We start from the raw sequence: 15,218 nt of genomic DNA, 5'->3' as shown, positions 1-15,218 counted from the left end.
GTCTCGTTGTCGACAGTCGTCGTTGAGTTTTGTAGCGATACGTCCTGACTATGCGAAGCTGGTTGCGGACTGTGTGGGGTTCAGTCCAAAGGCCAGGTTTCGCGGCTTACTGCTCTTACCGCCTGCGCCGATTCGAGCGCCAGTGCATCCTGGGCGCGTTGACGGCACAACTGATAATCGAGGTTGCGCACACGCGCCTTGATGCCCGGCACCGACACCGGATCCACCGAAAGCTCGGTCACGCCGAGGCCGACGAGCAGCGGCATGGCCAGCGGATCGCCCGCCAGTGCGCCGCATACGCCGACCCATTTGCCATGTTTGTTCGCGCCTTGCACGGTCGCCGCGATCAGGCGCAGCACCGCCGGATGCAAGCCGTCCGCTTGCGCCGCGAGATCGGCCTGGCAACGGTCCATGGCAAGCGTGTATTGCGTCAGATCGTTGGTGCCGATCGACAGGAAATCCGCGTGTTGCGACAGTTGATCGGCGAGCAAGGCAGCCGATGGCACTTCGATCATCACGCCGACTTCGATCGGTTCGGTACGGCCCGATTCGCGGGCGAATTCGTCGATGCGTTTGCGGATGCGGATCAATTCACCCACGTCGGTCACCATCGGCAGCAGGATGCGTACGGCGCCGAGCGGTTGCACCGCGAGCAGGCCGCGCAACTGATCGTCGAGCAGATCCGGGCGCACTTGTGCGAGGCGGATGCCGCGCAGGCCGAGTGCCGGATTCGGTTCGGGCGGCAGCGTCAGGTAATCGACTTCCTTGTCCGCGCCGACGTCCAGCGTGCGGATGATCGCGGTGCGGCCGCTCAACGCTTCGACGATGGCCTGATAGCTCTGGCGGTGTTCGTCGATGGTCGGTGCCGAGGCGCGGTGAATGAACAGCAGTTCGGTGCGCAGCAGGCCGACGGAATCGGCGCCGTTGTCGACGGCGGTTTTCGCGTCGTCGAGCGTGGCGATGTTCGCGGCGACTTCGATCGCGCGGCCATCGGAAGTCACGGCCGCCTGTTGCGACGTACGGCGGTTCGCTTCGCGCACGCCGGCGAGGCGGCTGCGCTCAAGACGTGCACGTTCGACGTCAAGCTCGGTCGGCGCGAATTCGAGACGGCCGGTTGTGGCGTTCACCACCACTTGCGTGCCTTCGGGGATCGCGTGCAATGCATCGCCGACTGCCACCAGCGCCGGAATGCCGGCCTGGCGCGCAAGAATCGCCGCATGCGAAGTGGCACCGCCACGCGACATCACCAGCGCGGTGACGCGCGTACGATCCAGCGACGACAGATCCGACGGCGTGAACTCTTCAGCCGCCAGCACAGCTTCTTCCGGCAGCGTGCGCGCCGCCGCATTCGTATAACCGAGCGCGCGCAACACGCGCTTTTCGATGTCACGCAGATCGGCGGCACGTTCCGCGAGCAATGCGTCTTCGATATTCGTCAGGATGGCGATCTGTGCGCGGATCGCTTCGCGCCACGCAAAGCCCGCACTCTTGCCGAGGCTGATCAGATCGCGTGCGGCGTCGACCAGCGTGGGATCTTCGAGCAATACGCGATGCACCGCGAAAATGCCCGCCTCGCCCACCGCACCGCGTTGCGACGCATCGCGCACTGTCGTACCGAGGTCGGCGTCGACGGTGGCAATCGCCTTGTCGAGCAACCGGCTTTCAGCCGCCGACGTGCCGTTCGCCTTTTCCGGCGGATCGATGTCCGCATCGTCCCAGCGCACCAGCTTGCCGACCGCGACGCCCGGCGACGCGCACACACCCGCGAGCGTATTCGGCTCGAGCGTTTCGCCCGCGGCGTGGGCAACTGCTTGCGGCGCCGGCGAACTTTGTCGCGCCGGCTTCTCTTCGACTTCGCCGTGCGCTTCACGCGTCAACTCGTGGGCGATTGCTTCGATCGCGGCTTGGGCTTGTGGCCCAACGCCGAGCAACTCAACAGTCGCACCTTCGCCCGCGCCGAGACCGAGCAAACCGACCACGCTCTCGATCGCCGCCTTGCGCCCTTCATAACGCACTTCGACACGCGCATCGAAACCGCGCGCCGCTTCGCGAGCGCGCGCTGCCGGACGTGCATGCAGACCGCCCGCGTGGACTAGCGTGACTTGCTGACGGGCTTCTTCGGTCACGTTGGTGGCGCTCGCCTGGCGCGATGCGTCCGCCGCTTCGCCGCTGCGAGCACGCAGCACCAGCAACGGCGTTTCGCCTGCCTTCAGCATGCCGTCCTGCGCACGCTCGACAATCTCGAACGCATCCGAATTGGCAATCGCGATCACCGAGACGAGACTCGGCGCATTCAGCGCGACCTGGTCCTGGTCGAACTCGATCAGGATGTCGCCGGTACGCACATGTGCGCCTTGCGCGACCATCGGCGCAAAGCCCTTGCCATTCAGTTCGACCGTATCGATGCCGATGTGCAACAGAATCTCCACGCCATCGGCCGTCGCGAGCGTGACCGCGTGACCAGTGCGTGCGAGATGGGTAATGGTGCCGTCGCACGGCGCGACGAGTCGCCCCTCGAGCGGATCGATGCCGATGCCATCGCCGAACATGCCGCCCGAAAACACAGGGTCGGGCACGTTCGCCAGCGGCACGACCGGACCGGTCATCGGCGCGAGCAAAACAATATGGCCTTCAGAATGGCTCATCAAGCGGGACTCCTCGACACGTCGCATCTGATTTCTCGTCAGTGAGTTTCGGTGACTTTGTTGAGATGGCGTGGCGCGTCAGGATTGCGCCCGCGAGCGGCGGCAAGGCCGGCAGCCATCACGTAAAAGGACAGGATTGCGGCGATCGGATCGAGCGCCGCATGAGCGGTGGTGGCGAGCGGCAGGGTCGCTTCCGGCACGTCGGCCGGCGCGGCGAGCAACACGCGGGCGCCGCGCGCCTGCATGTCGCGCGCGAGTTGCAGCAAGCCAGCCTGTTCGGGACCGCGCGGTGCGAAGACCAGCAGCGGATAGTCGCGGTCGATCAGTTCCATCGGACCATGCCGCACTTCCGCGCTCGAAAATGCTTCGGCCTGAATGCCGGAGGTTTCCTTCAATTTCAGCGCGGCTTCCTGCGCGATCGCGAGGCCCAGACCACGGCCGATCACGATCATGCGTTCGACGCCACGCAGTTCGTCCACTGCCTTCGACCAGTCGAGCTTGCCCGCGGCTTGCAGTGCGTCGGGCAGCGTCTTCAACGCGCCGAGCAGTGCTTCGTCTTTCTGCCAATGCGCGACCAGTTGCGCGGAAATCGACAGCATGGCGATGTAGCTCTTGGTCGCCGCGACGCTCAGTTCCGGACCGGCCACGAGCGGCAGGTGAAATTCGCAAGCGTCAGCCAGCGGCGAGCTTGGCGCATTCACAGCGGCCACCGTCAACGCGCCGGCCTTGCGCAACGCTTCCATCGTGCCGACCAGATCCGGGCTCTTGCCCGATTGCGAGAACGCCAGCGCGAGCTGATTGCGCACTTGCAGCGGCGCTTGCTGGAGCGTCGCGACCGACATCGGCAGCGAGGCGACCGGCACACCGAGGCGGCTCATCGTCAGGCTTGCGAAGTAACTTGCTGCGTGGTCCGAGCTGCCGCGCGCGACCGTCAGCGCAACATGGCGCGGTTGCTGGGCGAGCTTCGCCGCCAATGCTTCCACGCGCGAGGTATCCCTGAGCTGCGCGGCAACCGTTTCAGCGGACGCCAGCGCCTCTTTAAGCATATTCGACAATTGATTCTCCTTCGACGTAAGTCGCGGTCAACGCCAGTTCACGATCGAACACGACCACATCGGCCCACGCACCGCGCGCGATGCGGCCGCGGTCTTCGATGCCGAGGTAGTCGGCGGCGTAGCGCGACAAACGGTTTGAAACATCGGCGATCGGCAAGCCGATCGATACGAGATTGCGCAGCGCCTGATCCATCGTCAGCGTGCTGCCGGCGAGCGTGCCGTCGGCGAGACGCACGCCGCCGAGGCACTTCGTCACATGCTGGCTGCCGAGGCGGTATTCGCCATCGGGCATGCCGGTCGCCGAGGTGCTGTCCGTCACCACATAGAGACGCGGGATCGCGCGCAACGCGGCGCGGATCGCGCCCGGATGGACGTGCAGCAAGTCGGGAATGATTTCGGCGAATTCAGCGTGCGCGAGCGCGGCGCCGACGAGACCGGGATTGCGGTGATGCATCGGCGACATCGCGTTGAACAGATGCGTGAAGCCACACGCGCCGTGCTTGAGTGCGGCGACAGCGTCGTCGTAGGTGCCGAGTGAATGGCCAAGCTGCACGCGCACGCCGCGCGCCGCCATCTCGGAGATGATCTCCATGTGGCCGGCGATTTCCGGCGCCAGCGTGACCACGCGAATCGGCGCGATCGACAGATACTTCAGCACTTCATCCATCACCGCGGACACAGCGGCGTCTGGTTGCGCGCCGAGCTTACCGGGGTTGATGTACGGACCCTCCAGATGGACGCCGAGCACGCGCGCACCGCCTGGCGTGCGAATGCGCGCGTTATTGCCAAGCTCCGCGACGACACTCATCAGCTCGTCGCGCGGCGCGGTCATCGTGGTGGCGAGCAGGCTGGTCGTACCGTAACGCGCATGCGTGCGGGTGATGGTTTCGATCGCGTCGCCGCCTTCCATCACGTCGGAGCCGCCACCGCCGTGCACGTGAAGATCGATGAAGCCGGGCAGGATGTACGGCGCGTCGTTCTTCGACGGATCGGCGCGTTCGCCTGTCAGCGTCGTGATGCGGCCGTTTTCGTATTCGAGCGTGCCGTGAATCCACCCATCGGTGGTGAGTATGTTTCCGGTCAGCATGAGTCTCTCTGGTGAGGCGTAATGCGGGGTGTGACTGAATTGCGTTCGGCTGTGCCGCACGTGACGGCGGCCCACTCGGGTGCGCCAATCAGGTGCGCAATTCAGCGACAAAGTCGTAGTAATCGTCGCGGCAATAGGTGTCGGTCAGTTCGATCGCACGCTGGTCCGCGCTATACCCGATACGGGTAATGACCAGCAGCGCCGAGCGCGGTTCGATATCCATCAACGAGGCGATTTCGCTCGAAGCATTGACCGCGCGAAAGTGCTGCAAGGCGCGCACGACGGCAGCGCCACGTTGTTCGAGATAGCTGTAAAGCGACACACCGATAGCCAGCGGATCGGGCACGATCGCCGCGGGCAGCGCCGAATGTTCGACCGCCATCACGATGCCGTCCGCGCGCCGCAGGCGCCGCAGGCTCGTCACCGCCGCACCGGGCGACAGGCCGAGGTGCACCAGCTCATCACGGTTGGCGGCGCGGATATCGCGCTCGAGCCACACCGAATCCGGCCGGAAACCACGTTGCTGCATCTTCTTCGTGAAGCCGGTAAGCCGCGACAGCGGATCTTCGACGCGTGGCGTGATGAAGCTGCCCGCGCCTCGCGCCCGGCGGATCAAGCCTTGCTCGACCAGCAGCTCGATCGCCTTGCGCGCGGTGATGCGCGACACGCCGATCGCATCCGAGAGCGTGCGTTCCGAAGGCAGCGCCTCACCCGCCGACCACACGCCGCAGTGGATCGCCGTCGCCAGATTGCGCGCGAGCTGGAGATAGAGCGGCGTGACGTTGCGAGCGTCAGGCATCAGTGCGGACCAGCGAGTTTCCATGGGGCTCCGGCGGTCGTCTTGAAGAGTGCGGCCTACGAAAATGAGAGCCCATTATATAACCAACATAATACCAGTCAATCAACTGGTTCCATTCTGGTATAGGTTGACGGAAAGCCTTGCTGGATAGGCGTCAGAGGGTGATTTGAGGGCTTCGGAGAGCGGTTTACAGGGATCGGGATTTACCCGTATTCGAGATGCCGGACGGCATCCGGGTGGTCCATATTGGTTCTCCTCCTGCCCAGAGAGACGCCCCAAAATCCATACCTTTCTGATACCACTTTGGTACGCCCCTTGGCCGCGCGGCTTTTTTAATGGGTTCCGTTCCAATATAGTGGCGTGTAGCAAGCCATAAAAATTCCCCCGGGGAGCAGCATTTGACAGATTCCGAGGCGCTGCGGCGTGCTCAGGCCGTCCGCCATTTCAACCGCTTCTATACCCAGCTCATCGGCGCTCTGCATGAGCATCTGGCAAAGAGCGCCTTCTCGCTGACGGAAGTGCGCGTTCTGCACGAACTGTCCCGCGGACGCGCGCAGACAGCCTCGGTGCTCGGGCGCAACCTCGGCCTCGACAGCGGCTACCTCAGCCGCCTTCTGACGAGTTTTGAACGACGCAACCTGATTACGCGGCGCCCGTCCGACTCGGACGCGCGCCAATCGCTGATCGCCCTCACCGACAACGGCTACGCGGCCTACGCACCGCTCGATACGGCGGCGATCGAAGAAGTATCGGCGTTGCTGAACGGCCTCACCGCGCTTTCCCAGGAACACCTGATCGCCGCGATGAAAGTGATCGAGCGCTTGCTCGACAGCAAGCCGCAGCCCGAACTCGTGATCCTTCGGCAGCCACGCGCCGGCGAGTGCGGCTGGCTCGTGCATCGGCAGGCGCAGTGGTTCGCCGCGCAGTACGGCTGGGATCAATCGTTCGAAGGCTTGCTCGCGCGCGTCGTCGCCGATTATTCGCAGCGCAACGATCCGGTGCGCGAGATGTGCTGGGTCGCCGATCAGGAAGGCATCGTAGTCGGCTCGGTGTGCATCGTCGGGATCTCGACGACCGTGGCAGGCGTGCGGCTCTTATGGGTCGAGCCGGATGTGCAGCGCCTTGGCATCGGCACACAATTGATGAGCGAATGCGTGCGATTCGCGCGGCGCGCGGGGTACACCAAACTCACGCTGACCACAGCCAGCACGCTCAAGGAGCCGCGCCGGCTATGCGAGCGCGCCGGCTTCCAGCTCGTCTGTACGACGGCGGAACGGCGCTTCGGCAAGGATCTGATGATCGAGCGGTGGGAGTTGGAGTTGTAGGGTCGCCAAAGAATGCGCGACGCAAAAAAAACGCCACGGTTTGTCACTGTGGCGTTTTCGTTTTGCGAAGCAGGTTAAAGGGTGCCGCTTAGAACGACGGCACCACCGCCCCCTTGAACTGCGTCTTGATGAACTGGCGCACGTCTTCCGACTGGTAGGCCGCGACCAGCTTCTTGACCCACGGCTTGTCCTTGTCCTGCGTGCGCACGGCGATCAGGTTCGCGTACGGGCTGTGGATATCTTCGAGCGCGATCGCGTCTTTGGTCGGCTGCAGACCGGCGGCCAGCGCGAAGTTCGTGTTGATCGCGGCAGCGTCGACGTCCGACAGCGAGCGCGGCAGTTGTGCTGCGTCGAGTTCGAGCAGCTTGATCTTCTTCGGATTCTCGGCGACGTCAAGCGCCGTGGCGTTATTGCCGTTCGTGCCCGCGCCGGCCTTCAGCTTGATCACGCCTTGCGCCTGCAACAGCAGCAGCGCGCGGTTTTCGTTCGACGGATCATTCGGCACCGCGATCTTCGCGCCTTGCGCCAGATCCTTCAGCGACTTCAGCTTCTTCGAATAGATGCCGAGCGGCGAAATGTACGTCAGGCCCGCATTGACGATCTTGTAGCCACGCTGCTTGACCTGGCTGTCGAGGTACGGCTGGTGCTGGAAACTGTTGGCATCCAGATCGCCGGCGTCGAGCGCGGCGTTCGGCTGCACGTAGTCGTTGAATTCGACGACCTTCACATTCAGGCCTTCGCGCTTCGCCACTTTCGTGACGACTTCCCAAATTTGCGCATCCGGGCCGCCGATGGTGCCGACCTTGATGACCTTGTCGTCGGCGTGTGCGCCGAAACTGGTGACGATCGCCGCGCTGGCGATTACTGTCGAGAGGGCTTTGAGGATGTTTCTGCGCTGCATGTAATTCTCGCTTGTTCTGATCGATGTCAGATTCGGGTGGAAGCCGGCGGCAGGCATCTTGTGGACGCGCCGCCAACTGGACCGCAAATGGTCTCATACGCCCGGCGAGATGGGAAATATCACGATCGCATATGGTTATGCCCCTGCAACGGCGCGGTTGATGCGCGACACACTCGCCGTATCTTGTAGACGTCCCGTCTGATCTTGCAACGAAGCCGCCAGCGGGTCGGCTGCTGACAGATAATCGAAGGTCGTTGCCCGCAAATCCGTGCGGCCCATTCAATCGCTTACGAGAACGCTCATGTACGTCATCAACCTCATCTACACCGCATCGCTTGACCGCGTCGACGACGCGCTCGAAGCACATCGCGCGTTTCTGACACAACAGTTCGAAGCAGGAGTATTCGTCGCCGCCGGACCGAAGGTGCCGCGCGACGGCGGCATCATTCTGGCGGTACGCATCGAGCGCGATAAGCTGGATGAGATTCTTGCCAGCGACCCGTTCGCCGAGCAGAAGCTCGCACGTTACGAGGTGACGGAGTTCAAGGCGACGCGCCTCGCGCCGGGAATGAATTTGCCGATGCCGGCTTGAGGACAACTGCGAAGGAAATTGAATACGGGCGCGCGGCAGACGCGCGCGCCCATCTGCATCAATGCATCAATCGAGCAGCAGCTTGATATCGTGCACCCACGGCGTAGCGCCCTGGCCGTCACGCGCGAATAGACGCAGCTTGCCGTCCGGGTCGAACACATAGCTCGCCGCGGTGTGGTCCATCGTGTAGCTATCGGCTGTCTTGCCCGGCACTTTCGCGTAGTACACGCGAAAGTCTTTCGTGATCTTGGTGAGCTGCGCCTGGTCAGCCGGACGCAAGCCGACGAACGTCGGATTAAACGCGGGCACGTATTGCGCGAGCAGGGCCGGCGTGTCGCGGTCGGGATCGACGGTGACGAACAGCACCTGCACGCGCTTCGCGCCTTCCGGGCCGAGTTGCTGCAGCGCTTGCGAAAGCTCGGCCATCGTGGTCGGGCAGACGTCCGGGCAATGCGTATAGCCGAAGAACAGCACCACCACCTTGCCCTTGTAATCCGCCATTGTGCGGACCTGGCCGGTCGTGTCGGGCAGCGAGAAATCGCTTCCGAATTGCGTGTTGCCGGTGATGTCGAGGTTCTGGAACGCCGGCGGCTGCTTACCGCAGCCGGCCACCAGCAACGCACCACCAAGTGCGCAAGCCATCACAGTGACACGCGCGGCGGCACGCGCCGTGCGCACAAAGCGTTGTGTAAGCATGGGTGTTACGCGCCGATCACGACGCGCGCATAGTGGTCGATCAACAGCGCGGCGAAGAGCAGCGACAGATAAACGATCGAGTAACGGAAGGTTTTGCGCGCCAGATCGTCGGAATAGTCCCGATAGATCTTCCACGCATACGCGAGGAACACGGCGCCGAGCAACACAGCCGCCGCGAGGTACACAACGCCGCTCATGCCGGAGATGAACGGCATCATCGTGACCGCGAACAGGATCACCGTGTACAGCAGAATATGCAGGCGTGTGTACTTTTCGCCGTGCGTGTTCGGCAGCATCGGCAGACCGGCGTTTTCGTAGTCTTTGCGGCGATACAGTGCGAGCGCCCAGAAATGCGGCGGCGTCCACACGAAAATGATCAGCACGAGAATCCATGCGTCGCCCGGCACGTGACCGGTGACGGCGGCCCAACCGAGCGCCGGCGGCATCGCGCCCGACGCGCCGCCGATCACGATGTTCTGCGGCGTGGCCGGTTTGAGCAGCAGCGTATAGATCACCGCATAGCCGACGAAGGTGGCGAGCGTGAGCCACATGGTCAGCGGATTGGCGAACGTGTAAAGCGTCCACATGCCGAGTCCGCCGAGCACGGCCGAAAACAACAGGATCTGCGGGGTCGTGATTTCGCCACGCGCGGACGGCCGCCACGACGTGCGACGCATCTTCGCGTCGATCTTCTGTTCCATCAGGCAATTGATGGCGAACGCCGCACCGGCCAGCAGCCAGATGCCGACCGTGCCGCCGATCAGGACGGTCCACGGCACCATGCCGGGCGTCGACAGAAACATGCCGATGACTGCGCAGAACACAGCGAGCTGCGTGACACGCGGCTTCGTCAGGGCGATGTACTGGGAGACCCGGCTACCGGGCGTTTGGGAGAGAGTTGTGCTGTCCATGTGGGGTCACGCTGGCGCGGCATCGCGCGCAGGCAACACGGCGCGGCCGGGACGGCTATAAGCGATCCGAAAGTTTAACATAACGAGCAGAAGCAGCAGGATCGCGGCCCCCCCGTTATGCGCGACCGCAATGGGCAACGGCCATTGCAGGACGATGTTCGACAGGCCGCTGATGAACTGGATCAGCACCACCAGCAACACGCCGTTTGCCGGCCGCCGCAGCGACTCGAAACGGCGCAGTTTCAGCGCAAACCACACCAGATAGGCGACCACGACGATCGCGAACGTGCGGTGAGTCCAGTGAATCGCGACCAGCGCATCTTGCGTAATCATGTCGCCGTCACCGGTCATGCCGAGCGCGCGCCACAAGTGAAAACCGTGCGCGAAGTCCATCGGCGGGACCCATTGACCGTTGCAGGTCGGGAAGTCCGTGCAGGCGAGCACCGCGTAGTTCGTGCTGACCCAGCCGCCCAACGCGATCTGCACCACCAGCAGCACGAGACCAGCGATCGCAGCCGTCCGCCAGCGCGCGGCTTCGGGCTCATAGGCCGGCAGCGGCGTTTGGCGTGCGGCCAGCCAGCCGAGCGTGCCGAGCAACGCGAGGCCAAGCAGCAAATGGGTCGTCACGATGATCGGCTGCAACTTCATGGTCACGGTCCACGCGCCGAATGCGCCCTGCACAAGAATCAGCAGCAGCAGCGAAGTCGGCCACCACGGCGACACATGCAGTGGACGGCGCTTGATACGAGCCGTCCACGCAATCAACGTCTGCGCGATGATTAGCACGCCGATCGCCATCGCGAAGTAACGGTGAATCATCTCGATCCAGGCCTTCGTCATACTGACCGGTCCGGTCGGCATCAATTGATGCGCGGCGGCAATCGCGGCGTGCGCGATGAACGGCGACGACGTGCCATAGCAACCTGGCCAGTCCGGGCAGCCGAGACCAGAATCGGTGAGACGCGTAAAGCCGCCGAACATCACCAGGTCCAGCGTCAGGAAAGTGGTGAGCCACACCAGCTTGCGGAATTTGTTGTCGTCGGCCTTGACCCATACATAGGACAGCGGCAACAACGCGATACACAAGCCGATCAGGGCCAGTTGCAGAAGTTGCAATGCAGACATCTTTCTTACCCTTGTTGCGGCGTCAGCCGATGCTCGACCACTTGAGCAGCTTGGTCACGTCGCCCTTGATCTTGCTGGGGTTCGGATCTTTCGGGAAACGCATCATCAGATTGCCGTTCGGATCGACCATGTAGATGTGGTCGGTGAGTTGGGTGCCGGTGTCGGTCGGCAGCCATGCGGACACCTGCGCCGGATTGGCGATCAGCATGTGGGTGTCGGGGTAGGCCTTTTGTATCACGTCGGACACGTTGCCTGCATCGGTGCGCAGCCACACTTCGACGACGCGCTCGCGTTCCGGGCCCTGAGCTGCGCGGATTTGTCGCATGAAGTACAGCTTGGTGACGCAGGCTTTGTCGCATGCGCTGGTGTCGACGGAGATCAGCAGCCAGCGGCCGCGCAGCGTCGCGAGCTTGAGCGGCTTGCCGTCTTCACCCGTGACGACGAGCGAATCGGGAATCGGTCGCTGCGGTTCGACCAGCGTGCCGTAGCTCGTGCTGCCGCCGGCCGGCTTGACCACGTAGTAAACAAAATACGATACGACGATCGGCGCGGCGCAGATGACCGCCAGCAACAGCAGCATCCAGCGGCCACGCTTCCACGATCCCTCGCCATTGGGTTGACCAGGCATCACTTTCGGAGCTGCGGGTTTGCCGGCTTGCGGCGAACGGGGAGATTGCGTCGACACTACAGGACCTCTTTCAATGATTGCGCGGCTTCGAGCCCGTGCTCAGGGCACGAAACCGCAGGCGATGCGTTACACGCTCGGGGCGTGCTCTTTCTTCGCGGCGCGGCGCGCGGCGTACAAGCCGAAGATCAGCGCCGCGGCCGCCATGCCCCACCACTGGAACATGTAGCCGTAGTTGGTTTCGACGCCGGTTGTTGGCGCCGGCCAGTCGCGCACCAGTTTGTCGCCGTCGTCGCTCAATTGCTGGATTACGAACGATTGCAACGGCAACCCGGTTTCCTCAGCGTAGGCCGCCGTATCCAGATTCTGGCGAATCTTCTGATGCGCAGCCGATCCGCCCTGCCCTAACTCGAATGCACGCGAGGCATCGGCACGCGCAATGCCTTCGATTTCGATCTCGCTTTGCGGCGTGCTGTACGGCGCGATGGTCTCGCGATTGTTCATGTTGCGCGGCAGCCAACCGCGATTGACCAGCACGTAACCGCCGTCGGCCAGTTTAAAAGGCATCACGACGTAAAAGCCCGGCTGATCGTTATACGGGCGATTATCCAGATAGACGACTTTGTCCGCGACGAAACTGCCGCGCGCCTTCACGCGATGGAATTCGATGTCTTTGAGTGCAACCGGCGTAGCGCTCACAGGCTGCGCGGGCGCGTCTTCGAACTGCGTGATGTGTGCTGCGAGTGCTTCCTTCTGATGCGCGCGGTCGCGCTGCCAGAAGCCGAGCCGCACCGTCACTGCAATCACTAGCAGAATCAGCAGCGCGGGAATGAGGCGGAACTTCATCGAACACACTCCGGCACCACAGCCCGCGACGGCGTCTGGAACGTACGGCAGACGCTGGCGCGCGGTGCGATAATAAACGTCTTGCCTCTGCGCTTCCCGGTTTCAGTTGGTTCCATGCACATTCTCGTTCCCATCGCCTTCGTCCTGATCATCGCCAGCATGGTGTCCGCGCTTTACTTCATGATGCATGACAAGGGCAAAACCAAGCGGATGGTCTGGTCGCTCGCCACGCGGGTGGGTCTGTCGATCTCGCTGTTCCTGTTCATCCTGTTCGCTCACTGGATGGGCTGGATTCAGTCGACCGGTATTCCTTACGGGCGTTGAGCTCGGCGGAAAAAGCTTCAAGTCACCCAACCCACCAAACAAAACGCCGCCCTGACAGGGTCGAGGGCGGCGCTCTATGACTTGCGTACTGCTCGTGCGCCGCGCCCGTGAAAGGCGATGCGCAAACGGCCTGCACACGCTCCGGAAACCGGCCGGTTTTCAGTACGTATGCAGGCCAGACTGCGTTACAGCCAGTACACGACGACGTACAGCCCAAGCCACACGACGTCCACAAAGTGCCAGTACCAGGCGGCGCCTTCGAATGCGAAGTGATGCTCCGCGGTGAAGTGGCCGCGAATCATCCGCACCAGCACCACGGCCAGCATCGTACCGCCGAGGAACACGTGGAAACCGTGGAAGCCCGTCAGCAGGAAGAACGTCGAGCCATACACACCCGAGGACAGCGTCAGGTTCAGTTCGTTGTACGCGTGGAAATACTCGAAGCCTTGCAGGAACAGGAAGCAGACGCCGAGCACCAGCGTAGCCGCCAGCCAGATGATCGCCTTCTTTCGATGATCTTCACGCAGTGCGTGGTGCGAGACCGTCAACGTAGCGCCGGACGACAGCAGCAGCGCCGTGTTGATGGTCGGCACCGGCCACGGCTGCATCGACTTGAAGGTCGAGACCAGCGCTGCCGGACCGTTGTTCGGCCACACCGCCGAGAAATCCGGCCAGATCAGCTTGTAGTCGAGGCTGCCGAGCTGATGCAGCGCGATTTCACGTGCATAGAACAGCGCGCCGAAGAAAGCGCCGAAGAACATCACTTCGGAGAAGATGAACCAGCTCATGCTCCAGCGGTACGACTTGTCGACATTCTTGCCGTACATGCCGCCTTCCGACTCGGCGATCGCGTCGCCGAACCAGTGCCACAAGGTATAGAGCAGCCACAGCAACCCGACGACGACGCCGATCGGCGCCAGTTCATGGTCGTTGATCCAGGCCGCAAGCGATCCGAGCATGACCAGCAACCCAGCGGCGGCGCTGATCGGATGCCGCGACGGATGCGGTACGAAATAGTACGGGCTCTCGTTTTGACCGCTCATTCTTGATTCTCCACTTCAGTCCAGTTGTTCCGGAATCTCCGGCTGTATCTTCGGCGGCGCGTCGATACCGCACCGCTTCTCTCTAATTCGTGGGCTCTGCTTCGCCCGGTACGACTTGTGTGCCTGCCGGCTCAACCCACTACGGCGTGCACGATCAGGATCAGCACCCCGATCAGGATGGCTACGCTGATCAGCGCTGCTGCAAGCACATGCAGCGGGTTCAACTGCGTTGCGTCCGCTTCCAGATCACGACGCTTGCGCACCCCGAAAAACGACCAGAACACGGCTTTCATCGACTGGCCGAAACTGCTCTTGCGTGGGCTGCCGCGGTTATCGCTCATTTACGTCTTCTTCCTTCGCCTGCGGCCAGTGCCGTCAGGTGGGATTGGCGGTGGTTGCCGCCGTGTTGGCCGTGGGTGCTACGCTCCCGGCCGTCGCCGCTGCCGGCGTATTCAACTCAAAGAACGTGTACGACAACGTGATCGTTTTCACATCCTTCGGCAACTTCGGGTCGACGACGAACACCACCGGCAACCGCTTGGTCTGGTTCGCAGTCAGAGTCTGCTGCGTAAAGCAAAAACACTCGATCTTCTTGAAGTACTCGGTTGCCTGCTTCGGCGCGTAGCTCGGAATGGCTTGCGCCTGAATCGTGCGCGCCTGTTCGTTGCTGACCTCGTACATCACTGTCGTCACTTCGCCCGGATGCACGTCGAGACTACGTTGCTCCGGCTTGAAACCCAGCGGGCCGCGCGCGTTCGCATCGAATTCGATCGAAATCGTGCGACTCATGTCGACTTGCGTATTCTTCGCCTCACGCACCGTGGCATCACGCTGCACGAGGTTGTTGATGCCGGTGATCTGGCAGATCGCGCGGTACATCGGCACCAGCGCAAAACCAAAACCGAACATCATCAACGCGACGACGAACAGCTTGATCAGCATCGAACGGTTAAAAGAGCGATCGGCCTGGGCCGGCGGTTGCGTCGACATCTCAATCCTCAACAATCCTGCACACAGACTCTAACTACCGCGTACCGCGTCAGGTGAACCACTTCTGATGAATGATGACGCTCGCAAAAAAAGCCGCGGCGATGACAAACATCACGATACCGATCCGCCGGTTACCCGCGCGAACCTGCTCGGGCGTACGTCTTTCTTGAGGATTGCGCGCCATGCTCGACTTTCTGAATACTTTCGTGACTACAGGGTGCCACCACTGCTCGCGTGGCTGCCCGGTCCCGGCG

At 62.7% G+C, this 15,218-nt stretch carries 17 protein-coding genes; 3 read left to right on the top strand and 14 right to left on the bottom strand.

Annotation, left to right across the window (positions count from 1 at the left end; genetic code table 11):
* Window positions 1-80 precede the first annotated feature (80 nt).
* The 4 genes from ptsP to P3T25_RS13625 all read right to left on the bottom strand — a co-directional run bounded on the left by ptsP (window position 81) and on the right by P3T25_RS13625 (window position 5,610).
* The gene (gene ptsP / locus P3T25_RS13640) at window positions 81-2,645 is read right to left on the bottom strand and encodes a phosphoenolpyruvate--protein phosphotransferase (RefSeq protein ID WP_171925163.1); all 2,565 of its coding nucleotides are present in this window, start codon (window positions 2,643-2,645) and stop codon (window positions 81-83) included.
* 38 nt (window positions 2,646-2,683) lie between these two features.
* A complete protein-coding gene (locus P3T25_RS13635) occupies window positions 2,684-3,691 on the bottom strand; it encodes an SIS domain-containing protein (RefSeq protein ID WP_154564628.1) in 1,008 nt (335 codons plus the stop codon).
* Window positions 3,684-4,787 (bottom strand): N-acetylglucosamine-6-phosphate deacetylase, encoded by a 1,104-nt coding sequence (nagA, locus tag P3T25_RS13630; protein ID WP_154564573.1) that lies wholly within the window; start codon window positions 4,785-4,787, stop codon window positions 3,684-3,686. The genes P3T25_RS13635 and nagA overlap by 8 nt, the downstream gene beginning before the upstream one ends.
* An 88-nt stretch (window positions 4,788-4,875) precedes the next feature.
* Window positions 4,876-5,610, bottom strand: coding sequence for a GntR family transcriptional regulator (locus P3T25_RS13625; protein WP_054035773.1), 735 nt, complete (start codon window positions 5,608-5,610; stop codon window positions 4,876-4,878).
* Window positions 5,611-5,984: 374 nt separating this feature from the next.
* Here P3T25_RS13625 and P3T25_RS13620 point away from each other — a divergent pair, with 374 nt between their 5' ends.
* Window positions 5,985-6,911, top strand: coding sequence for a bifunctional helix-turn-helix transcriptional regulator/GNAT family N-acetyltransferase (locus P3T25_RS13620; protein ID WP_154564575.1), 927 nt, complete (start codon window positions 5,985-5,987; stop codon window positions 6,909-6,911).
* A gap of 88 nt (window positions 6,912-6,999) precedes the next feature.
* Here P3T25_RS13620 and P3T25_RS13615 read toward each other — a convergent pair whose 3' ends face one another.
* Window positions 7,000-7,812 (bottom strand): MetQ/NlpA family ABC transporter substrate-binding protein, encoded by an 813-nt coding sequence (locus P3T25_RS13615; protein ID WP_154564577.1) that lies wholly within the window; start codon window positions 7,810-7,812, stop codon window positions 7,000-7,002.
* A 301-nt stretch (window positions 7,813-8,113) separates the two neighbouring features.
* On the opposite strand from P3T25_RS13615, the gene P3T25_RS13610 reads away from it, so the two are divergent.
* Entirely contained in the window at window positions 8,114-8,404 is a 291-nt protein-coding gene (locus tag P3T25_RS13610; RefSeq protein ID WP_154564579.1) for a YciI family protein, read from the top strand.
* Window positions 8,405-8,470: 66 nt separating this feature from the next.
* Here the strand turns inward: P3T25_RS13610 and P3T25_RS13605 are convergent, their stop codons facing one another.
* From P3T25_RS13605 to P3T25_RS13585, 5 genes are all read right to left on the bottom strand, one after another.
* Entirely contained in the window at window positions 8,471-9,100 is a 630-nt protein-coding gene (locus tag P3T25_RS13605) for an SCO family protein (RefSeq protein ID WP_154564581.1), read from the bottom strand.
* A gap of 5 nt (window positions 9,101-9,105) precedes the next feature.
* Complete coding sequence (cyoE, locus tag P3T25_RS13600; protein WP_054035767.1) at window positions 9,106-10,011, bottom strand: heme o synthase; 906 nt, start codon at window positions 10,009-10,011, stop codon at window positions 9,106-9,108.
* A 6-nt stretch (window positions 10,012-10,017) separates the two neighbouring features.
* Window positions 10,018-11,127, bottom strand: coding sequence for a COX15/CtaA family protein (locus P3T25_RS13595; protein ID WP_429358266.1), 1,110 nt, complete (start codon window positions 11,125-11,127; stop codon window positions 10,018-10,020).
* Between the two features lie 31 nt (window positions 11,128-11,158).
* A complete protein-coding gene (locus tag P3T25_RS13590; protein ID WP_429358214.1) occupies window positions 11,159-11,821 on the bottom strand; it encodes an SCO family protein in 663 nt (220 codons plus the stop codon).
* A 69-nt stretch (window positions 11,822-11,890) separates the two neighbouring features.
* Window positions 11,891-12,607, bottom strand: coding sequence for an SURF1 family protein (locus tag P3T25_RS13585; RefSeq protein ID WP_429358213.1), 717 nt, complete (start codon window positions 12,605-12,607; stop codon window positions 11,891-11,893).
* A 114-nt stretch (window positions 12,608-12,721) separates the two neighbouring features.
* Here P3T25_RS13585 and P3T25_RS13580 point away from each other — a divergent pair, with 114 nt between their 5' ends.
* The gene (locus P3T25_RS13580; RefSeq protein ID WP_007179452.1) at window positions 12,722-12,931 is read left to right on the top strand and encodes a twin transmembrane helix small protein; all 210 of its coding nucleotides are present in this window, start codon (window positions 12,722-12,724) and stop codon (window positions 12,929-12,931) included.
* A gap of 185 nt (window positions 12,932-13,116) precedes the next feature.
* On the opposite strand, the gene P3T25_RS13575 is transcribed toward P3T25_RS13580, so the two are convergent.
* The 4 genes from P3T25_RS13575 to P3T25_RS13560 form a co-directional block, all read right to left on the bottom strand.
* Complete coding sequence (locus P3T25_RS13575; protein ID WP_154564585.1) at window positions 13,117-13,974, bottom strand: cytochrome c oxidase subunit 3; 858 nt, start codon at window positions 13,972-13,974, stop codon at window positions 13,117-13,119.
* A gap of 131 nt (window positions 13,975-14,105) precedes the next feature.
* Window positions 14,106-14,315: a DUF2970 domain-containing protein gene (locus P3T25_RS13570; RefSeq protein ID WP_054035759.1), complete on the bottom strand. Its 210-nt coding sequence runs from the start codon at window positions 14,313-14,315 to the stop codon at window positions 14,106-14,108.
* Between the two features lie 34 nt (window positions 14,316-14,349).
* Window positions 14,350-14,964 carry a cytochrome c oxidase assembly protein gene (locus tag P3T25_RS13565; protein WP_154564587.1) on the bottom strand — a complete coding sequence of 205 codons (615 nt, stop codon included), beginning with the start codon at window positions 14,962-14,964 and terminating at the stop codon, window positions 14,350-14,352.
* 49 nt (window positions 14,965-15,013) lie between these two features.
* On the bottom strand, window positions 15,014-15,148 hold the full coding sequence (locus P3T25_RS13560) for a cytochrome oxidase small assembly protein (RefSeq protein ID WP_429358212.1): 135 nt from the start codon (window positions 15,146-15,148) through the stop codon (window positions 15,014-15,016).
* Between the last annotated feature and the right edge of the window lie 70 nt (window positions 15,149-15,218).

This window comes from Paraburkholderia sp. GAS32, assembly GCF_050434225.1.
GTDB classification, from domain to species: domain Bacteria; phylum Pseudomonadota; class Gammaproteobacteria; order Burkholderiales; family Burkholderiaceae; genus Paraburkholderia; species Paraburkholderia madseniana.
The sequence above is the reverse complement of the archived record's forward strand: the minus strand, read 5'-3'. Positions and strand labels throughout refer to the sequence as shown.